General features: G+C 34.0%; 21 protein-coding genes. 4 read left to right on the top strand and 17 right to left on the bottom strand.

Features of this window, described 5'->3' with window-relative positions; genetic code table 11:
* Positions 1 to 109: 109 nt before the first annotated feature.
* From QLQ95_RS01195 to QLQ95_RS01180, 4 genes are all read right to left on the bottom strand, one after another.
* Positions 110 to 1,438, bottom strand: coding sequence for an aldehyde dehydrogenase (locus tag QLQ95_RS01195; protein WP_482502252.1), 1,329 nt, complete (start codon positions 1,436 to 1,438; stop codon positions 110 to 112).
* Between the two features lie 77 nt (positions 1,439 to 1,515).
* Positions 1,516 to 2,205 (bottom strand): RluA family pseudouridine synthase, encoded by a 690-nt coding sequence (locus QLQ95_RS01190; RefSeq protein ID WP_095928868.1) that lies wholly within the window; start codon positions 2,203 to 2,205, stop codon positions 1,516 to 1,518.
* 176 nt (positions 2,206 to 2,381) lie between these two features.
* Positions 2,382 to 3,200, bottom strand: coding sequence for a 3-methyl-2-oxobutanoate hydroxymethyltransferase (gene panB, locus QLQ95_RS01185; protein WP_095928867.1), 819 nt, complete (start codon positions 3,198 to 3,200; stop codon positions 2,382 to 2,384).
* 247 nt (positions 3,201 to 3,447) lie between these two features.
* Positions 3,448 to 4,875, bottom strand: coding sequence for an L-serine ammonia-lyase (locus tag QLQ95_RS01180; RefSeq protein WP_320492129.1), 1,428 nt, complete (start codon positions 4,873 to 4,875; stop codon positions 3,448 to 3,450).
* Between the two features lie 292 nt (positions 4,876 to 5,167).
* Between QLQ95_RS01180 and QLQ95_RS01175 the strand changes: the two genes are divergently transcribed.
* From QLQ95_RS01175 to QLQ95_RS01165, 3 genes are read left to right on the top strand one after another with little or no spacing between them, the layout of a single operon-like run.
* Positions 5,168 to 7,315 (top strand): cation:proton antiporter, encoded by a 2,148-nt coding sequence (locus QLQ95_RS01175; RefSeq protein ID WP_320492128.1) that lies wholly within the window; start codon positions 5,168 to 5,170, stop codon positions 7,313 to 7,315.
* 12 nt (positions 7,316 to 7,327) lie between these two features.
* Complete coding sequence (locus tag QLQ95_RS01170; protein WP_320492127.1) at positions 7,328 to 7,786, top strand: hypothetical protein; 459 nt, start codon at positions 7,328 to 7,330, stop codon at positions 7,784 to 7,786.
* 3 nt (positions 7,787 to 7,789) lie between these two features.
* The gene (locus QLQ95_RS01165; protein ID WP_320492126.1) at positions 7,790 to 8,155 is read left to right on the top strand and encodes a VOC family protein; all 366 of its coding nucleotides are present in this window, start codon (positions 7,790 to 7,792) and stop codon (positions 8,153 to 8,155) included.
* On the opposite strand, the gene QLQ95_RS01160 is transcribed toward QLQ95_RS01165, so the two are convergent.
* From QLQ95_RS01160 to QLQ95_RS01135, 6 genes are all read right to left on the bottom strand, one after another.
* Positions 8,126 to 9,262, bottom strand: a complete 1,137-nt coding sequence (locus QLQ95_RS01160) for an acyltransferase family protein (RefSeq protein WP_320492125.1) — start codon at positions 9,260 to 9,262, stop codon at positions 8,126 to 8,128. The genes QLQ95_RS01165 and QLQ95_RS01160 overlap by 30 nt on opposite strands.
* Before the next feature lie 114 nt (positions 9,263 to 9,376).
* On the bottom strand, positions 9,377 to 10,060 hold the full coding sequence (locus QLQ95_RS01155; protein WP_482502249.1) for a 2'-5' RNA ligase family protein: 684 nt from the start codon (positions 10,058 to 10,060) through the stop codon (positions 9,377 to 9,379).
* A gap of 6 nt (positions 10,061 to 10,066) precedes the next feature.
* Entirely contained in the window at positions 10,067 to 10,435 is a 369-nt protein-coding gene (locus QLQ95_RS01150; protein WP_320492123.1) for an iron chaperone, read from the bottom strand.
* A gap of 216 nt (positions 10,436 to 10,651) precedes the next feature.
* Complete coding sequence (locus tag QLQ95_RS01145) at positions 10,652 to 11,119, bottom strand: SRPBCC family protein (protein WP_095928858.1); 468 nt, start codon at positions 11,117 to 11,119, stop codon at positions 10,652 to 10,654.
* Between the two features lie 248 nt (positions 11,120 to 11,367).
* Entirely contained in the window at positions 11,368 to 12,318 is a 951-nt protein-coding gene (locus QLQ95_RS01140; protein WP_428238141.1) for a polysaccharide deacetylase family protein, read from the bottom strand.
* A gap of 5 nt (positions 12,319 to 12,323) precedes the next feature.
* The gene (locus QLQ95_RS01135) at positions 12,324 to 12,716 is read right to left on the bottom strand and encodes a DoxX family protein (RefSeq protein WP_428238140.1); all 393 of its coding nucleotides are present in this window, start codon (positions 12,714 to 12,716) and stop codon (positions 12,324 to 12,326) included.
* Positions 12,717 to 12,801: 85 nt separating this feature from the next.
* Between QLQ95_RS01135 and QLQ95_RS01130 the strand changes: the two genes are divergently transcribed.
* Entirely contained in the window at positions 12,802 to 13,647 is an 846-nt protein-coding gene (locus QLQ95_RS01130; RefSeq protein WP_428238139.1) for a helix-turn-helix domain-containing protein, read from the top strand.
* Between the two features lie 10 nt (positions 13,648 to 13,657).
* Here the strand turns inward: QLQ95_RS01130 and QLQ95_RS01125 are convergent, their stop codons facing one another.
* The 7 genes from QLQ95_RS01125 to QLQ95_RS01095 form a co-directional block, all read right to left on the bottom strand.
* A complete protein-coding gene (locus tag QLQ95_RS01125; protein WP_428238138.1) occupies positions 13,658 to 14,239 on the bottom strand; it encodes an LOG family protein in 582 nt (193 codons plus the stop codon).
* A 74-nt stretch (positions 14,240 to 14,313) separates the two neighbouring features.
* A complete protein-coding gene (locus QLQ95_RS01120) occupies positions 14,314 to 14,835 on the bottom strand; it encodes a GNAT family N-acetyltransferase (protein ID WP_428238137.1) in 522 nt (173 codons plus the stop codon).
* Between the two features lie 107 nt (positions 14,836 to 14,942).
* Positions 14,943 to 16,067, bottom strand: coding sequence for a lactonase family protein (locus QLQ95_RS01115; RefSeq protein ID WP_482502245.1), 1,125 nt, complete (start codon positions 16,065 to 16,067; stop codon positions 14,943 to 14,945).
* A 149-nt stretch (positions 16,068 to 16,216) separates the two neighbouring features.
* Positions 16,217 to 17,320, bottom strand: coding sequence for an MBL fold metallo-hydrolase (locus QLQ95_RS01110; protein WP_482502244.1), 1,104 nt, complete (start codon positions 17,318 to 17,320; stop codon positions 16,217 to 16,219).
* A 1-nt stretch (position 17,321) separates the two neighbouring features.
* Positions 17,322 to 17,744 carry a DUF1801 domain-containing protein gene (locus QLQ95_RS01105; protein ID WP_095928854.1) on the bottom strand — a complete coding sequence of 141 codons (423 nt, stop codon included), beginning with the start codon at positions 17,742 to 17,744 and terminating at the stop codon, positions 17,322 to 17,324.
* Between the two features lie 5 nt (positions 17,745 to 17,749).
* The gene (locus tag QLQ95_RS01100) at positions 17,750 to 18,790 is read right to left on the bottom strand and encodes a serine hydrolase domain-containing protein (protein WP_320492114.1); all 1,041 of its coding nucleotides are present in this window, start codon (positions 18,788 to 18,790) and stop codon (positions 17,750 to 17,752) included.
* A 95-nt stretch (positions 18,791 to 18,885) separates the two neighbouring features.
* Positions 18,886 to 19,254 carry a nuclear transport factor 2 family protein gene (locus tag QLQ95_RS01095; protein WP_095928852.1) on the bottom strand — a complete coding sequence of 123 codons (369 nt, stop codon included), beginning with the start codon at positions 19,252 to 19,254 and terminating at the stop codon, positions 18,886 to 18,888.
* Positions 19,255 to 19,291: the final 37 nt, after the last annotated feature.

Genomic DNA, 19,291 nt, shown 5'->3' with positions numbered 1-19,291 from the left:
TTGTTTTATAGACTTGTAATATTTGAAAGGTATCTTGACGTAAATATAATATTTTTAATCAATTCAATATAAAAATCTACAAAACATTCCGAAATGTTTTTAACCGCTGTTACAGCCAGTCTAAAATTCGTTTTATGGGACCCAATTTATCTTTGTAAGGTGCGTAGCGCATAGGCAAATCAAGCCAATTGCCTTTTTTTACAATTGCTTTATGATGAGAAAATGTATCGAAGCTTCGTTTACCGTGATAAGCACCGATTCCGCTATGTCCAACACCGCCAAAAGGCAGTCTGTTGTTAGAGAAATGAATAACGGTATCGTTGATGCATCCGCCTCCGAAAGAGTATTTCGAAATTAATTTCTTTGAAAATGAATTATTTTCGCTAAAAATATAAAATGAAAGAGGTTTCTCATAACGGCTCACAACATTTTCGATGTCATTTTCATTTTCGTAAACAAGAATCGGTAAAATAGGACCGAAGATCTCTTCTTTCATAACGGCACTGTCCAAATCTGGTTCCTCAAGAAGAGTAGGCGCAATATAAAGTTGGCTGGCATTGCTTTCTCCACCAAACAAAATGTGCTCACCTTGAATCATATTGGTCAAGCGATACCAGTTTTTTGTATTTATAATTCGCGCAAAGTCAGGAGATTTGTCAATTTTCTTTCCGTAGGCTTTTATGATTTCTTCAATCATATAAGAAATGAAATTGACTTTCATGTTTTTCTGAATTAGAATATAGTCGGGTGCAATGCAAGTTTGTCCTGCGTTGATAAATTTTCCCCAGACAATTCGTTTGGCAGCCAGTTTTAAATTAGCTGTTTCATCAATAATACAAGGATTTTTTCCGCCTAATTCAAGAGTAACCGGAGTTAGATTTTCGGCTGCCGCTTTTGCAATAATTTTACCAACAGAAACGCTTCCTGTAAAAAAGATATAATCCCAGCGTTGCGCCAATAGTTTATTAGAAACATCAACACCGCCTTCAAAAACTTCTACGTGCTTAACGTGAAACGTTTTTTCTATAATTTTTGCAATTATGGCAGAGGTATGAGGGGTAAGTTCAGATGGTTTTAAGACGACTCTATTTCCTGCAGCAACTGCAGCCACTAGAGGACACAAAGCAAGCTGAAAAGGGTAGTTCCAAGGAGCAATGATTAATACATCTCCATAAGGTTCTTTATAAAGATAATCGGAAGAGGGAAAATTAAGCAGAGATGGAAAAACACGTTTTGGTTTTGCCCATTTATTCAGGTTTTTAATCGTATCCTTAAGTTCCGAAATAACGTAATTAGTTTCGGTTAAAACAGCTTCGAACTCTGGTTTTTTAAAGTCATCATATAAAGCTTTTACAATTAAATCTTCGCTTTTTTGAATATTATACAATAACTTTTTTAGAGTTTCCTTTCGATATCCGATGTCGCTTTTAAAGTCCATTTTTTTCGATTTGCTTGTTTTTTCTCTATGCAAGTTAATCGATAAAATTTAAAAAATTAACAATTAAATCATAAAAATCAGACAGCATTCCAAATAGGATCATCTGGAGTAGGGGCAATAATTGTGATATTCTCTTTTGAAACAGGATGAACAAAAGTTAGTTTTCTTGCATGAAGATGGATTCCTCCATCGGGATTGCTTCGGTCTGCGCCATATTTTAAATCTCCTTTAATTGGCGATCCGATGGCGCTTAATTGTGCACGAATTTGATGATGACGCCCCGTATGCAAATTGACTTCCAGAGCGGTATAATTCTGAAGTTCTTTTATTATAGTGTAATCTAAACTGGCTAATTTGCTATCTGGCACTTCTTTTAAATGTGCTTTTGAAGTGTTGTTTTTTTCGTTTCTTTTTAAATAATGAACCAATTTTGCTTTTTCGTCTTTTGGTTTATTTTTGACAACAGCCCAATATGTTTTTTGGGTTTCGCGATTACTGAACAATTCATTCATACGCGATAAAGCTTTACTAGTTCTAGCAAAAACAACAATTCCGGTTGTAGGTCTATCTAGACGATGGATAACACCCAAGAAAACATCTCCAGGTTTATTGTATTTGGCTTTAATATATTCTTTCACAACATCAGACAAAGGTTTGTCGCCCGTTTTATCACCTTGTACAATATCGCCCACACGTTTGTTAACCACAATAATATGGTTGTCTTCGTGAAGAATTTGGAGATTGTTTTTGTCTGAAATAATTTTCATTTTGAAGTGAAATTTTAAATTGAAAAACTTTGGCTAAAGCCTTTAATATGTCTTAAAAATAAGCCTCCAGCTTTAGCTGGAGGCAATTCATAAAAATCTTTGAGCCTTTGTTGCTTTATCTCTTTGAGCCTAAAAACTTAGAACCTTAGCAACTCAGAACCTTAGTATCTTAAAAATTAATATTGTTCCTTTTCGTTCGGGAAATCACTAGCCTTAACATCTGCAGCGTATTGACCAATTGCTTTAGTCATTTCGTCGTAAAGATTTAAGTAGCGACGTAAGAAACGAGGGCTGAATTCATTGTTCATTCCCAACATATCGTGAATTACTAAAACTTGACCGTCAACACCGCCTCCAGCTCCAATTCCGATTACTGGAATAGAAATGCTTTCAGCTACTTTTTTAGCCAGATCTGCTGGGATTTTTTCTAAAACAACAGCAAAACATCCCACTTTTTCAAGCATTTGAGCATCTTCAATCAATTTTTCAGCTTCTTCTTCTTCTTTAGCGCGAACACTGTAAGTTCCGAATTTGTAGATAGATTGAGGTGTTAAACCTAAGTGTCCCATTACAGGAATACCAGCGTGTAATATTTTTTTAATAGATTCTTTAATTTCTTTTCCGCCTTCTAATTTTACAGCATGAGCCCCACTTTCTTTCATAATTCTGATAGAAGAACGCAAAGCTTCTTTTGGGTCAGATTGGTAACTTCCAAAAGGCAAGTCAACTACAACTAAACCTCTTTCTACAGCGCGAACTACAGAAGAAGCATGATATATCATTTGATCTAAAGTAATTGGCAAAGTCGTTTCGTGACCAGCCATTACATTTGATGCCGAATCACCAACTAAAATTACATCGATACCAGCGGTATCAACAATTTTTGCCATTGTATAATCATACGCAGTAAGCATAGAGATTTTCTCTCCGTTGCTTTTCATTTCAATTAATGACTTTGTTGTGATTCTTTTATAATCTTTTTTTGCTACTGACATTTTAATGTTTTTTTGATGTTGTAAAAGTATTGAATAATTGTAAAAAGGGAATTAGCAATTATAGAATATTTCGAGAGAAAATGGTTTTCGGTCTTTAAATCCTAATAGAAATGGACTGTTTCCTATTACAATAGAGTAATTGTGTAGTGATTTTAATATTTTTTGCCACGAATTTCTCCAATTTTCACGAATTACTTTTGTATTTAAATTAGTGCTAATTCGAGGAATTCGTGGCAAACTTTAAATTTTAGCAATCAGCCATGTTTACAGCAATTGCAAGACCTCCTTCAGAAGTTTCTTTGTATTTTGAATTCATGTCTTTTGCTGTTTCCCACATGGTGTTAATCACTTTGTCTAATGGAACTTTAGCATTTTTAGAATCGGTTTCTAAAGCTAATTCAGCAGCGTTTATGGCTTTAATGGCACCCATTGTATTTCTTTCGATACATGGAATTTGAACTAGACCGCCAATAGGATCGCAGGTTAAACCTAAATGATGTTCCATGGCAATTTCAGCAGCCATAAGAACTTGAGCAGGAGTTCCGCCCATTAATTCGCAAAGAGCAGCAGCAGCCATCGAAGACGATACGCCAATCTCAGCTTGACATCCGCCCATTGCTGCAGAAATAGTAGAACCTTTTTTAAAGATACTTCCAATTTCACCAGCCACCATCAAAAATTGTTTGATTTCTTTTTCGCCTGCATTATGGTTTTCAATAACCATGTAGTACATTAAAACAGCAGGAATTACACCAGAACTTCCGTTGGTAGGAGCAGTAACCACACGGCCTAAAGATGCATTTACTTCATTAACGGCAAGGGCAAAACAGCTCACCCATTTTAAGATTTGACGGAATTTAACTTCCGTTTTTCTAATTTCTTCCAACCAGCTTTGCGGGTCAGTGTAATTAGATAATCCAATTAAGTTTTGGTGCATATCAAAAGCTCTTCTTCGTACGTGAAGTCCGCCAGGAAGAATTCCTTCAGAATGGCAACCAATGTACATACATTCCAACATCGTATTCCAAATACGCATTAATTCCGAATGAACTTCAGCTTCTGGACGCATCGAAATTTCATTTTCGTATACAATTTCAGAAATTGATTTATTTTCAGTAACGGTATAATTCAATAATTCTGCCGCGTTTTGAATGGGATAAGGAAAGGCACATTTTATAACCTCTTTCAGTTTGGCATTTGTACGTTCTTCTTTTACCACAAAGCCACCACCTATAGAATAAAAAGTCGATTCGTATTCTGAATCGTCAGATTGGTAAGCCGTAAATTTCAGTCCGTTTGCGTGAAACGGAAGAAAGTCTTTATTAAAAACAATGTCTTGAAGAAAAAAGAATGGAATCACTTTTTGGTTACCCAAATTGATTTCGTTTGTGGTTTCGATTTTTTTAATAATTCCTGCAATATCCTCTACAGGAATATATTCAGGATCTTGTCCGCTTAATCCTAGCATTACCGCAAGATCTGTTGCGTGGCCTTTTCCAGTTAAAGAAAGCGAGCCATATAAATCGACTTTTACCCTTGTAATATCGTCTAAAATTGCTTCTTCTTTCAATTCTTCTAGAAAGCGTTCCGCAGCGCGCCAAGGACCCAAAGTGTGTGAGCTTGAAGGGCCAACGCCAATTTTAAGCATATCAAAAACAGAGATACATTCTTCCATTGTTCATTTTTTGTTAAGACAAAGATAATCGAATAATGCAATGATGATTTCTTTTTTAATGTTAATCTTGCATATTTGTTAAAATAAATATTAAAATTTAATAATTCGGCAACGAAATAAATTTAAAACCTTAATATGCAGTTTCCGTAAAAAGTTCGTGTTTTTTCGGTATTTTTGTAGATGAACGAGTTACATTACTCGATTCTTTATTATTAATACTTCATGGATTTTGTTTTAATTCTGAAAACGTCTTTTTACAAATAATAATGCCACAAGAAGATAAAGTTACCCTATGATAGAATTTTTCAGACATCTATTACAAGAATTCGAATTACCACTAAGCAATCCAGTATTGATTTTTTCATTAATACTATTTATAATCCTGCTTTGTCCCATTTTACTAAAAAAAATAAACATTCCTGGAATTATCGGACTTATTATTTCTGGGGTTATCATTGGTCCGCACGGATTAAATATTCTGGCTAAAAACTCTGCGGTAGATTTATTTTCTACAATCGGGCTTTTATATATCATGTTTATTGCAGGTTTAGAATTGGATATGAACGAGTTCAAGGCCAATAGAAATAAGAGTTTGCTCTTTGGCTTTTTCACCTTCATTCTTCCGCTTTCAATTGGATTTCCAGTTTGTTTTTATTTGTTGAAATATGATTTTAATGCGAGTTTCTTGACGGCAAGTATGTTTGCTACACACACTTTGGTCGCGTATCCGATTGTGAGTAAATTAGGAATTGCTAAAAATCAAGCTGTTGCCATTACCGTTGGAGGAACTATTTTGACAGATACTGCCGTTTTAATTATTCTGGCAGTAATTATGGGAAGCAGTCAGGGAAATCTAAATCAGGCATTTTGGGTTAAATTGATTATTTCATTGGCAATTTTCTCTGCTATAATGTTTTTGATTATCCCTCGTGTAGCAAAATGGTTTTTTAAGAAGTTGGAAAGTGAAAAACACGCCCATTATATTTTTGTGCTTTCTGTCGTTTTCTTTGCCGCTTTTTTGGCTGAAGTGGCAGGAGTAGAGCCTATTATTGGAGCTTTCGTTGCGGGTTTAGCTTTGAATCCGCTTATTCCGCATTCTTCGGCTTTGATGAATAGAATTGAATTTATGGGGAATTCGTTATTTATTCCGTTTTTCCTAATTTCTGTTGGAATGCTAGTGGATGTAAGCGTTATTTTGAGCGGACCAACAGCTTTAATAGTGGCTGGAACTTTGAGCGTTGTAGCGATATTTGGAAAATGGATTGCAGCGTTTTTTACTCAAATTGTTTTTAAATATACCCGAACAGAAAGACAGCTTATTTTTGGATTGAGTAGTGCGCACGCCGCGGCAACTTTGGCCGTAATTTTGGTCGGATTTAAAGCAAAAATATTAGATGAAAATATTTTAAACGGAACCATTATCCTAATTCTGATTACGTGTATTGTAGCTTCTTTTGCCACTGAAAAAGCGGCGAAAAAAATTGCCATCTGCGAAGAAGAAATTTCACATGAAGACGCAGACAGAGATCAGATCTTAGACGAACATATTTTGATTCCGTTGGCAAAATCGTCTGCTGCAGCAAGTTTGTTGGATTTTGCGCTTTTGATCAAAGATAAAAAATCATCAAATCCGGTTACTTTATTGACTATTGTTCCAAACAATAATCAGGCGGAAAAGAACATTTTAAAATACAGAAAAGCCGCCGATAAATTTGTAATTCAAGGATCGGCTTCAGAAGTGAAAATTAATACTATTGCCAGAATCGATCACAATCCTGCGAGCGGAATTGCAAGGACTTCTAAAGAAATCATGTCGGATATCGTGATTGTAGGCTGGCCAAGAAAGACTGGATTTATTGATAAAATCTTTGGAGAAAATGTTGATTCGATTATCAATAATGTAGATAAGACTTTGTTTATCTGTAGGTTTCAAAAGAATTTTATTGAAGAAAAAAGACTGGTTTTTATTTGTCCGCCATTTTCAGAAAGAGGAATTGGTTTTCATTTGCTAATGCAGAAAGTGAGCCGTTTGGCGCAGGAATTAAGTATTCCGATTGTGATTTACGGCGAAGAAAGAACCTATCAGGCTATTCAGCAGATTGCTTCTAATTTAAAACTGAACAGCAAATTTGGTTTTAAAAACATTTCGGATTGGGAAGATTTTGAAAGCATCTCTGATGAAATAAAACCAACCGATTTAGTGGTTGTCAATTTATCTCGAAAAGGTTCTGTTTCGTATCAGTCTATCTTTGATAAATTACCAACGAAGTTTGAAAAATATTACGACAGCAATAATGTAATGCTTGTTTATCCGCAAGACGATAGGAAAGAAAGTGCAATGGATGCTTACGAAGATTTTACCGCATCGCCTTTGGCAAAAGGTATAGAAGCTATAGAACAAATTGGGCGCGGTTTGGGAAGTATTTTGAAGAAAAGCTAAAATCTAATCTTCATGAAAATCTCAACTATTTTAAGTGTTTTGGCTGTTGTTTTTATTTCTGTAAATTGTAATAAAGTAAAAGAAGAGACGAAATCAAACTCTGAAATTGCTATTAAAAGTGATAGCATTGTAAAACTTATAGAAAAAGAATTGCCTGAGAATTTTGACGAGTTCAATAAAAAATTTCATTCTGATTCAATTTTTCAGGTTTCAAGAGTTGATTTTCCCATAGAAGGAAAACATGTTTCTGGTTTTGAGCAATATAATTGGACAAGAAAGAATTGGGAGTTTCAAGTTATTCCTGTTGCTGAAAAAACAGAAATTGAAGAATACCAGCATTCGTTAGTAAAAACAGACACTTTAATCACAGAAAAATTTTGGATTCCAGATAGTGGTTTTGAAGTAGAGAGACAATTTAAACTGATCGATAATAAATGGTTTTTAATTTATTATAACGATATAAATCTATAGTAAATGAATCACGGAGCTAAATCTATCCGACCTTTTATAGGTGCTAAGAACTTTGAAATCTCAAGAAGTTTTTATCGCGATTTAGGATTTGAAGAAACGGTTTTAGAATCTAATTTTTCGGTTTTTAAAACGGGAGAAATCGCTTTTTATCTTCAAGATTACTACGATAAAAATTGGATTGAAAATACTATGATTTTTCTGGAAGTGGATAATGTCGAACGGTATTACAGCGAACTTTTAGCTCTAAATCTTCCTTCAAAATATGAAGGAGTAAAACTGACTCCAATAAAATATTTAGATTGGGGAAGCGAATGTTTTTTGCACGATCCGTCTGGAGTTTTATGGCATTTTGGGAAATTCAAGCAATAATTTTTTCTCACTCAAAAACCTTGTTCTCCATTTCATAAATGGCTTCTCAATTATTTGATGTAGCAGATATGCGGCTCCTACACAAGTAATAATGCAAATTAGCATTGAAAATGTACTACTTGTATCAATGTTTAAAGAAGCGAGAAATTCCTGAGTAATATGAATAATTCCTTTGTGCGTTAAATATATTCCATACGAAAGCCCTGCAATAAAAGTAGTTTTTTTAGAATTCCATTTGTATAAAACGCTTTCAGGAGATATTGCGCCCATAACCACAAATCCATAGCCGAGCCCAATTACCGGAAATCCGAAAAGTGATGCGTAAAAAGATCTTTCTTCAATGCAAAGAATATAAGCACCAAACAATATTAGAAGTCCAATTATAAGTAAAAGATTTCCGTATTTTGAGATTTTTTTCCAAAATTCAGGTAGAAATTGATAAAAGGCAGCAATTGCAACCCCAATCAAAAGTCCGTCCAAGCGATTGTATGTTGGGTAGTAAATATACTTGTACCAATAAAGCCAAGAATTATCATTTTCAATAAGTGGAATATATAATCTTTCCCAGCTATAAAATCGAAAAACAAATCCTAACAAGATAAAGGTAAGCAGCAACCAATATGATTTGCTGAAGAATTTCGTGTTGAGCAAAAAGTACAGAAATAGAGGTAAAAGAAGATAAAAATGTTCTTCTACACAAAGTGACCAAGCATGAGAAAATGTACCAAAATCTTGAAGGTTTAAATCGAAATTTTGAGTAAAAGTGAGTAGCTTCCATAAAGGAGGAAGCGCTTCTCTTTCTCTAAAAAAAGGAAAAAGATAATAGATCGCTGTCACGAACCAAAAAGCAGGAAGAATTCTAAAAAAGCGTTTTACAAAAAAGTCTTTAAACGAAATTTCGATGCCATTTTTAATTTGAAAAAACAGCTGAGAAGAAATTAGAAAACCGCTTAAAACAAAAAACAAATCGACTCCTGTCCAGCCAAATTTAGCAATTGCAGGAAGCCATTCTGGGTAATCAAAAACAGGAACTTGATAATGAAATAAAAAAACAAAACAGATTGCAAAAGCACGTAAATGATCTAGGCCGTAAAGTTTTTTATCCACCGTTGTAAGTTTGTATAATTTGGTTATTTTGAACCCAAAGGTAGATGTATTTGTAAAGCTTAAAACTCGAAAATAGAAGTTTTATTAACAAAATTTATTCTGGTTTTAAGTAATTTATCTCAATCCAAAATCTCCCAAAACACGAGTAGTATTTTTACGCTGATACCAGTCATTGTAAACCAATTCGATACTTTTTACATCAAATTCTCCGAAATCATAATCACGAAATTTTGCTGCTATTTCTGTTAGTTTTTTCGGATCGTGGAGCTTTTCCTGAAAACGCATTATAGTTGAATGCGCTGTCGATATAGAATAACGGCTATCTATGCTTTGCTGTAATCCGGAATTTTTGAAATTTTCGCGAAGTCTGTTTCTTAAATTATTCAAGGTTTCATCACTTGGAAAACCTTGAATCATAATTGCCGAAGGGGAAGCAGTTATACCTTTAAAATGAATTTTGATTTTCTCCACATCTACAAGACTTCTGCAGATTACCTCGATATATTCGTTTGGCGAAATTTGATCTAATGTAAAAGCTGAAGAACAAGAAATAATCGACATAACGGTAATATGAATGTCTGAATCTGGGTAAAAATATTGCTCAGGTTCTGCTTTTTTTAATTCATTAATGAAAGTCTGAATATTAGCTTTAATTTCATCATTTGGGCGAATAAGTAACGTGATTCCAAAACGAGAATCAGATTCGTTTTTAAGTTCAGAATCAATAGAATATTTGCCTGCTGAAATAATTTCAGAAGATGTTTTGTAAAGCTGGTCGTAATGTTTGGTTAAATTCATTGTGGTTTATTTCTTTTTTGCTTTTTCCAGATTTTCTTTGACTCTAAATTTGACAATTTCAGTAATCAAGTCATAAGGCATTGCTTCTTTTAAAGGAAATTGAACAGAGCCTTTTCCTGATTTGTATTTAGAAAGTTTTTCTGCAAAAGCTACGTGTCCGCTTGGTAATGCATAAAGTCCAATATGTTTTTTAAAAGCCGCAAAATAAACTACAATTCCGTTCTGTTCAAAAGCTGGCATCGAATAACTGATTTTTTCTTTGGCATCTGGCGCCGCCTTCTGAATCGTCATTCTTACTTTTTCCAAAATTTCTTGTACATCATTAGGAAATGCTCCAATGTATTCGTCTATATTTTCGGGTTTCTTTGTTTCCATTTTTTTTTATTTTTTCAAGTTCCTATTGGAGTACAAAATTTAAAAAGTGTCTTTCATTTTTACCGCAAAGAACGCTAAGATTTTTTAGTAAGAGTTCTAAACAGAATGTATATTTTAAGTTCGCAAAGCTTTGTGAACTTTTCATTTTAATGATTCTCAAAAAAAACTTCGCGCACTTTGCGTAAACCTTTGCGTTCTTTGCGGTTAAAACAAAGATTACGCTAGTCCCTTTGGAAAACGATCTAATACCAAATTCAATTGTAAATTATGCTCTAAATAAGCTTTTGCTCCAGCCAAAACCAAAGTAAAACCTTCAGTCGAATTACGAACCTGATCAATAATTTTATCGGTGTCTCCATGAAAACCAGAATTGGTGATACTCACAAAAGTTTCATTTTCATTCAGCGGACTAAAAACCCATTCTACCAAAGTGATTTCATCTGGATTTCCCCATTCAATTACAATCTTTTTGTTTTCTTGAAGAACAAGTGTAGTAACCGAAAGCGAAAAGCCATACATTTCCCAAGTCCATTCTGTTTTTTTATTTTCTTCTAATTTTCCAGATCCCTTTGTAAACCAAAATTTACTTGTAATATGAGGATCAATAAAAGCCTGAAAAACTTCTGAAACAGGTTTTCTTATCAGCATTTCGGCCTTTGCATATTTGTTGTTTTCTGTTTTCATTTTTGTTGGTGAGATGTTATTTGTGAATTGTAAAATGTAAAAAAAGCTTCGTTTGTCATTTCGACGAAGAAGAAATCACACCCGATGATCTACAACGATTGGCGACATTCTGTAACGAGCTTCATGTGTGATTCCTTGTTCCTCGGAATGACAAGATTGGGTTTAAAACTGATACTTTTTTCGAAGCTCTAATTTAATAAAAAAAATCCACACAAGTTTTTGGACTTATATGGATTATAATCTAAAATTTACTCTCTAATTGTAGTTTTATCATGCAGCGCGATTTCGGCAATTTCATCTTTTCGTTTAAAACTTACACCTTTATGCTGTTGCATATATTTGATGAGATCATTTGCTGCTTTTACCATTTGCGGAGTCCCTCCAATACGGTCATGAAAACTAATTGACATTTGTCGGCGTTGTGTTTCACTTTCAGCGTATAATTGGTCAAATTCCATTTTAACTTGTTGAAAGAATTGATCTGTCGAAAAGTTCTTGCCTTCAATCAAAACAATATCATTGCATCGAAGTGTATATGGAACCACCGCAAAATCTTTATTTTTTACCTGAATAATAAAAGGTTCATCACGGCTAAGATCATCGATATGATATTTAAAATCAAGTTCCTGTAAAATATCCAGAGTATTTTGTCCTCGGCGTAACCAGTTGGCATTGTAGCCAACAGGAGTGAAGCCTGTGACTTTTTTTATGGCATCGACACCGTCTTTTATAAACTTTTTTTCTTCGTCATACGGCATGGTGTATTGTGTGCTCCAGCTCATTCCGTGTGCGGCAGCTTCATGGCCTCTTTGTACAATTTCTTTAGCCAGTTCGGGATTTTTTAAAACGGCGGTTCCAACCATATGCGAAGTAACTTTTACGCCCAATTTGTCCCAATTGTCCAACATACGCGGAATGCCTTCTTTATATCCATATTCGTACCAGGTTGCAGAAGGAAGATCAATAAAACCTTTTTGTATATTTTGAGGAAACGGACTTTCGGCATTTTGAGGCTGTCCGCCAGCTTCAAATTGCATTGAGATCGAAATCACTAATCTAGAACCATCTGCCCATTTTGTTTTTTGTGGGACGAAAAGAGGTGCATTTTTCGAAACTTCCGAAAAAGTTTCAATGGGATTCATCATGCCAACCATTCCTATTATTCCAGTTTGTTTAATAAAATTTCTTCTTGAACTCATGCTATTTATTTTTTAATTAAAGTATCAATTGCCCAGCTGTTATAATCCGCAAAATGCAAAAGCAAAGCAAAAAAAGCGATGTGAATTAATTGTGACGGAATAGCTTCCCAGTTCTCAATCATCGAAGTGCCAAATAATAAGATGAGCATAACGACTGCTCCGGCAACTAAGGATGGTTTAGTAAAGATGCCTAATAATAAGAAAAGACCAATTGAAAATTCGGCTATCGGTAAAATATAGCTGAATGGTGCTACGATGATTTTTGGCAGCATCGAATTTTCAAAACTGCCAACCATCCAATTGCTGAAAGTTGCTAGCTTTGGCAAACGGACTAATCCGTGGCCAAACATACTGATGGCGATTGCAAGACGTAATAATAAAAATGAGGTTGTTTCCATATTGATGTGATTTTATAGTGCAAAGTTGCAGATAACGACTTTTATAAATTTGTACAATCATTGGAATAATTTGTATTTTTGGAAGATGGAAATTAGAAACTTACACCGTCCTTTTGAACTTCAGTTTTTAGAAGTTTTGGAATATGAACCGAAAGAACGTAAAAATACTTTCTTTGAAATGGTGTTTGTTCTAGAAGGAAAAGGAACTCAAATTATCAACGATCACCGACTGCCGTATAGTAGTGATAAGTTTTTCTTGATTTTTCCTCAAGATACACATAGTTTTGAAGTCACTGAGAAAACGAATTTTTTCTTTATACGCTTTAATGACAGTTATCTTAAAACACAAAACAGCGATTGGATTCAGAAGTTGGAGTTTATTTTCCATAACCACAATCATATGCCGGGCTGTATTTTAAAAACTATAATCGACAAACCTTTGATAAGAGCCATGATAGAAGCACTTATTAGAGAAGAAAAAAGCCAGTTTCCGCAGCAGCAAGAAGTTATAAAGCAAATTCTAAATACGATTATAACAATAGCAGCGAGAAATATTTCGCTTATGGCTCCTCTTAGTATAAATGAAGTTAATGCAGTGCCAAGTTTGGATTTATTGAACTATGTGCATCAAAATATTTATCGTCCAGATCAATTAAAAGCATCAAATATGGCGGCAGCGTTTAATGTTTCGCCAACATACATAAGCGAGTATTTTAAAACCAAAACAGGACAAAGCATACAAGAATATACAATCGCGTACAAAATAAAACTAATTGAAACACGACTGAAATATACCAATATGCAAATCAATGAGATTGTGTATGAATTTGGTTTTAGCGATGCAAGTCACTTGAATCGACTGTTTAAAAAACATAACGGAGTAAATCCAAGTGACTATAAAAAGCAGTTTAAAAATGTTGATAGAGCGTAACGCCGAAAAACTAAGATTGTGCTTTGTCAATCCATTTTCCAACTGTTGGCGGCACATAATTTCTCATTTTTTCTAATAAATCATCAATCGAATCGCTAACTAAAAGCATTTTCTGATTAACATCTTTCAGCAATCCTTGTTCCGTCATGGTTTGCAGTAATGCTATCAGCGAATCGTAAAAACCATTTATGTTTAAAATAGCAATCGGTTTTTTATGCAAACCTAATTGCGCCCAAGTCAGCATTTCAAAAAGTTCTTCGAGTGTTCCAAATCCTCCAGGAAGTGCAATTACGCCATCGCATAAATCGTTCATTTTGGTTTTTCTTTCGTGCATGCTTTCTACCAAAACCAATTCGGTTAAACCCAAATGAGCAATTTCTTTAGATCTTAAAAAGTTCGGAAGCACACCAATCACTTTTCCGCCGGCGTTTAAAGCTCCGTCTGCTACAGCACCCATCAAGCCGACATTTGCACCGCCATAAACCAATTCTATATTTTGTTCTGCCAATGTTTTTCCAACTAAAATGGCTTGTTCTTCGTAAATTTTTTCAGTGCCAAAACTAGAAGCACAGAAAACGGTTATTCTTTTCATTTTTCTTTTTTGTGAAAGGTTATGTGTTACAAGTTATGTAGAAACTGAAAACTGTAACTGACAACTGCAAACTATTATCGCTTCAATTCATATTCAAAATACGGCACATCGGCACCATTAATAGTAAATGTCAATTCATTGATTTTTTCTGCTCCAAGTTTTAAAACGGCTTTTTGGGAACGGAAATTCTCTGATCCAATATGAAAAAGTACTGAATTAACATGCTGAAAAGCATAATCAATCATTAATTTTTTGTTCGATTTATTATAAGGTCCGCCCCAATATTTTCTAGTAATAAAAGTGTAGCCAATTCCAATGCTCGATTTTTCTGGATTGTAATCGTAGAAACTCGTTGTTCCCATAATTTCGTTGGTTTGTTTATCGAGAATTAAGAACGGACTTTTTGTAATAATGATATCAAAATAAGTTCTAAAACCTTCTCTTGTATATCGGTCTTTTACAGGATTTTGTTCCCAGATCAATGGGTCAGAAGCTGCTTCAAATAATGCTTCAAAATGTTTTTCTTCTAACGGAATTAACTGTGAGATTTCATTTTCTAAGAAATCGGGCTGTAGATTGAAGTTTGATATTTCCATTTTTTTGTTTTTTTATGATTAGTTTTTGCCTAATTAGACAGAATGTTAAAAATAAAGCAAGAAATAAAATCTGCTATAATCAGCAAAATCTGCGTGAAATAAAAAAATCAAATCTGCTTAATCTGAACACAAGAAACGTTTTCCATTTTTATCTCTTTTCCTATTTTCTTTAATAATCCAGTTTTAGAATCTCTTTTAAAAACAACAACATTGCTAGTCAATACATTTGATGCAACTAAAAATTTTCCGCTTTCATCAAGAGCAAAAATCCTCGGATGTTTTCCAAAAGTAGATTGATAGCCAATGCTTTTAAGCAAACCGTTTTCGTCAATAGAGAAAATCGCAATATTGTTTTCTTTTCCGCGATTTGTAGCATATAAAAATTTACCATCAGGTGAAATATGAATATCAGAGCTTTCAAAACCTTCTTTTATTTTATCGGAATGCGTCGCAATACGCTGAATTTTATTTAAAACACCATTTTCGTAATTGTAGACGCTTATTTGTCCAGCCATTTCTTCAATACAATATCCCCACTTTTGATTTGGGTGAAAAGTTAAATGTCTTGGACCAGCTTCTAAATCGGTTTTCGTAAACGGATTTTTAGTTTCGATTAAAGGCTTTTTTAGATTTTCATCAAAAGCATAACAGCGAATTTTATCTGCTCCTAAGTCGGGTAAAAACAAATAATCGCCTTGTGGAGAAAATACTGCTGAATGTACATGAGATCTAGTTTGTCTGTCTTTATTTACGCTTCCGTCCATGTATTGAAAATTCTGAGCAATCGAATCAATTTTACCGTTTTCCAAGAGCGGATAAACCGAAACGCTTCCTTCGGTATAGTTGGCGTTGGCCAGCCATTTTCCGTTTTTATGCACGCTGACATAAACAGGATTTTCGCCACCACTTCTCTGACTGTTTAAAAAAGTCAATGTTTTTGCTGACGGATTAAATTCAAAACTGCTTACGCTTCCTGCATTTGGAGTTTTGGTGTCTGTACAAGCATAAACATATTTCCCGTTTGGCGATACCGTTAAATAAGACGGATTCACAATATTCTTAACCGAAGTAAATTTGGTCAATTTCCCGCTCAATGTATCCAATTGATAAACTTGAATAGCTTCAGCTGTTTTATCACGATTATAAGATCCTAAAAATACATAGGTATTTTGGGCGAATAGATTTATTGTTAATAGAAAGATAATTGCGAAATAGTATATTTTTGGTTTCATTTTTTGGTTTCAGGTTTCAAGTTTCAAGTGTTGTGCTCGTTGTCAGGCTGAGCGAAGTCGAAGCCCAAGTGCTAATTGGAACGCCCTTCGACTTCGCTCAGGGTGACATTACAGTTATCAATTAACAATTAACAATTAACAATTCATAATTAATTAACCCCTTTCCACCACTGTTTAAACTCTTGTTTATCATTTTTCAATTCAACAATTTCGCCAATCATTGGTGTTATTAATGGAACTGGATTTTCTGAATTTGCATTTAATTCAGTCACTTTATTTAAAGGTTCATCCCAAGAATGTAGCGATAAAGCAAATTTTGATGAGTGCACCGGAAATACGCGTTTTGCTTTCAGGTCTTTCATTGCTTTTATTACATCTTCAGGCATATTATGAATGTATTTCCATTTTTCATTGTATTGACCGTTATCCAATAAAGCGATGTCAAAAGGCCCATATTTTTCACCAATTGCAGCAAAATGAGAATCGTAACCGCTGTCGCCTCCCAAATACATCTTAAAATCTTTAGTTTCCAAAACAAAAGAAGTCCAAAGCGTATTGCATCTTTTAAAACTTCTGCCAGAAAAATGTCTTGAAGGCGTAGTATGAATCGTCAGATTTTCATCTAATTTGATGGTGCTGTACCAATCTTTTTCGATAATCTTTTCTGATGGAAATCCCCAAAACTCAAAATGTGAACCCACTCCAAGAGCCGTGATAATCTTTTTTGTTTTAGGTTTTAATTTTAAAATCGTATCGTAATCCAAATGATCATAATGATCGTGTGTAATCAATAAATAATCAATTTCTGGAAGATCATCAACGGAATAAATATCAGAACCTTTGAAAGATTTTGTTGTGCCAGGAATAGGAGAAGCGTTTCCGCTAAAAACGGGATCAATTAAAAATCGTTTTCCTTCCAACTGAATAAAATAAGACGAATGTCCAAACCAAACTAAAATATCCTGATTAAGAGGAAGTTCATGCAAATTGGTTTTTATAGACGGAATCAAATCGGTTGGAATTTTTCTTTCTACTTTTTTGAAGAAAAATTCAAACAAAACCCCAGCCATACTTTCTCCTTCTGCAAGATCGGGTGTAAAAGATTGATTTTCGAATTTTCCGTTTTTATATTGAGGAGAATTTTGAATCAAAGTTAATCTTTCGCCAGAAGGAGCTTTTCCAAATTTTGGATGCTCAAGAAATCTGTAAAGGGCAAATAGTATTAAAAATGCTAGAATTAAGAATGTAATCATTTTATTTTGAGGGATATAATTTTTGAGTGTATTGTTTAGAAAGCAAAATTATCTTTTTTAAGATTTCGATATCGACATCAGCTAATTTTTTGATGTAAATGCAAGCTTTCGAAGAGGTGTGTTTTCCTAGTTTCGATAAAAGTTCTTCTCTTTTTTCTTCTGGTAAATAGAAATAAACGGTCAATGCTGTTTTTCTTGGCGAAAATCCAGCTAATGGCGCATCGCCTTCATGTCCGCTGTCATATTTATAGTGATAACTTCCAAAACCAATAATGCTAGGTCCCCACATTTTGGGTTCAAAGCCTGTTGTTTCCTCTATTATTTTAAGAAGTTCAAAAGCATCGTTTCTTTTAGCTTCATTTTCGACAGCGTTAATAAAATCAGTAACACTGTTTTGAGTTTCTGTAGTTTTATTTTTTGCCATTTTGTTTACTTTTTACTTAATAAATTGCTTTTTAGAAGGATGTTTTTGATTTTGAATTCAGAAGCATAAAACAAATTGGCATCTTCGGGCATTTGATTTTCTAGAATAATCAGACTAACATCACTTTCTGGGAAATACAAATTTACGCCAGAAAATCCGTCTCCTAAGCCTGTATGTCCAAGATATTTAACTGATTCTTCTTCTACAATTCGAATTCCGTATCCATAAGGCTTTTTTTCTTTTCCGAAGAAATTATGCTGAGATAAAATGGTGTTTTTAGTTAATAACTGATACGATTCGGGCTTTAATATTTTTCCTTTATGAAGATTATTGTTCCAAATAGCAAGATCAGAAACGGTTGAAATAATGCCGTCTGCACCTAAAGTTTCATCTGTAATTTGTCTTGTGGTATCAGTCTCCAGCTGATTTTTTACATTATAATAACCCGTTGCCAGATTTTGTTCTTTATCTTTTGAATAACAAAAAGTGTGATTCATTTTTAATTTCTTAAAAAGCGATTCAGCAACTTCTGTATAACTTTTTTTAGAGCTGAATTCGACAATTTTTGCGACCAGATTAAAACTTAGATTTCCGTATTTAAAATCGGTTCCCGGTTTAAAAGCCAATGGTTTTTGTAAATCGATAATTCCGTGCGAGTGGTTTAAAAGCTGATGAACTGTTACAGAATCGGCCCAAGTTTGTGTCAGTTCTGGTAAATACTTTTTGATTGGCGTATTCAAATCTACTTTTCCTTTTTCTACTTCCAACAAAAGCAAAACGGCGGCAATTAATTTACTGTTGGACATGATTTCAAATTGGGTATTCATTTTCAAAGGTGTTCTAGTTTCAAAATTAGAAAAGCCTTGCGCTTTAGAATACAATGTTTTTCCATTTTGAGAAATCAAAACCACACCATTAAATTTTGGATTAGAATTTTGAAGTATACTGTCGATACTTTTTTTATAATCCTCTTTTTTCTGTGCCGATGAATTGCAAGAAGTGAAAATTAGAATTGTTAATAAGGAAATTTTGGCGATGAAGTTCATTTGATTGTTAGTGGTGAATTTTTTAAGGGTTCAATTTTCAATTCTCGGTTTTCACGTTTTGTAGGTAACTTGAAACCTGAAACGTGAAACAAAAATTAAAACATTCCATTTGTATTAATAGAATCTTTTGGAACGGGTTGGCCTAAATCCCAGAATTCCACGATTTTGTCGTCTTTGAATTTTAGAATATGCACAACGGCAAAACCAATGTCTGAAGGCGTTTGTTTAAGATGTGAATGCACAGCAACCAAGTTTCCATCTTCTAAAACATGATGAATTTTAAAAATCTTATTCGGATTTGTTCTAGCAGATTCTTCCATGGCAAGCATTAAGGTATCTGCATCGCCTTTGAAGTAGGCGTTGTGATGTTTGAAATTCTTTCCGACATATAATCGAAAACCTTCGTGAGAATGTCCTTTTGCTGCCAGTTTCAGGAAGTTTTTAGCGATTTCTTTCTTAGTCATGATTCAAGATTTAAAAGCAAACTAAGTTATGAAATAA

Source organism: Flavobacterium sp. B330r, from assembly GCF_056824325.1.
The sequence above is the reverse complement of the archived record's forward strand: the minus strand, read 5'-3'. Positions and strand labels throughout refer to the sequence as shown.

What these genes read in the sequence shown, in the direction of transcription:
- QLQ95_RS01165 (WP_320492126.1), top strand. Translation starts at nt 7,790, where the DNA reads ATGAATCACGGAGCTAAATCTATCCGACCTTTTATAGGTGCTAAGAAC.
- QLQ95_RS01140 (WP_428238141.1), bottom strand. Translation starts at nt 12,318, where the DNA reads ATGAGTTCAAGAAGAAATTTTATTAAACAAACTGGAATAATAGGAATG.
- QLQ95_RS01145 (WP_095928858.1), bottom strand. Translation starts at nt 11,119, where the DNA reads ATGAAAACAGAAAACAACAAATATGCAAAGGCCGAAATGCTGATAAGA.
- QLQ95_RS01190 (WP_095928868.1), bottom strand. Translation starts at nt 2,205, where the DNA reads ATGAAAATTATTTCAGACAAAAACAATCTCCAAATTCTTCACGAAGAC.
- QLQ95_RS01115 (WP_482502245.1), bottom strand. Translation starts at nt 16,067, where the DNA reads ATGAAACCAAAAATATACTATTTCGCAATTATCTTTCTATTAACAATA.
- QLQ95_RS01150 (WP_320492123.1), bottom strand. Translation starts at nt 10,435, where the DNA reads ATGGAAACAAAGAAACCCGAAAATATAGACGAATACATTGGAGCATTT.
- QLQ95_RS01130 (WP_428238139.1), top strand. Translation starts at nt 12,802, where the DNA reads ATGGAAATTAGAAACTTACACCGTCCTTTTGAACTTCAGTTTTTAGAA.
- QLQ95_RS01135 (WP_428238140.1), bottom strand. Translation starts at nt 12,716, where the DNA reads ATGGAAACAACCTCATTTTTATTATTACGTCTTGCAATCGCCATCAGT.
- QLQ95_RS01170 (WP_320492127.1), top strand. Translation starts at nt 7,328, where the DNA reads ATGAAAATCTCAACTATTTTAAGTGTTTTGGCTGTTGTTTTTATTTCT.
- QLQ95_RS01100 (WP_320492114.1), bottom strand. Translation starts at nt 18,790, where the DNA reads ATGAACTTCATCGCCAAAATTTCCTTATTAACAATTCTAATTTTCACT.
- QLQ95_RS01125 (WP_428238138.1), bottom strand. Translation starts at nt 14,239, where the DNA reads ATGAAAAGAATAACCGTTTTCTGTGCTTCTAGTTTTGGCACTGAAAAA.
- panB (WP_095928867.1), bottom strand. Translation starts at nt 3,200, where the DNA reads ATGTCAGTAGCAAAAAAAGATTATAAAAGAATCACAACAAAGTCATTA.
- QLQ95_RS01195 (WP_482502252.1), bottom strand. Translation starts at nt 1,438, where the DNA reads ATGGACTTTAAAAGCGACATCGGATATCGAAAGGAAACTCTAAAAAAG.
- QLQ95_RS01105 (WP_095928854.1), bottom strand. Translation starts at nt 17,744, where the DNA reads ATGGCAAAAAATAAAACTACAGAAACTCAAAACAGTGTTACTGATTTT.
- QLQ95_RS01095 (WP_095928852.1), bottom strand. Translation starts at nt 19,254, where the DNA reads ATGACTAAGAAAGAAATCGCTAAAAACTTCCTGAAACTGGCAGCAAAA.
- QLQ95_RS01120 (WP_428238137.1), bottom strand. Translation starts at nt 14,835, where the DNA reads ATGGAAATATCAAACTTCAATCTACAGCCCGATTTCTTAGAAAATGAA.
- QLQ95_RS01155 (WP_482502249.1), bottom strand. Translation starts at nt 10,060, where the DNA reads ATGAATTTAACCAAACATTACGACCAGCTTTACAAAACATCTTCTGAA.
- QLQ95_RS01175 (WP_320492128.1), top strand. Translation starts at nt 5,168, where the DNA reads ATGATAGAATTTTTCAGACATCTATTACAAGAATTCGAATTACCACTA.
- QLQ95_RS01180 (WP_320492129.1), bottom strand. Translation starts at nt 4,875, where the DNA reads ATGGAAGAATGTATCTCTGTTTTTGATATGCTTAAAATTGGCGTTGGC.
- QLQ95_RS01110 (WP_482502244.1), bottom strand. Translation starts at nt 17,320, where the DNA reads ATGATTACATTCTTAATTCTAGCATTTTTAATACTATTTGCCCTTTAC.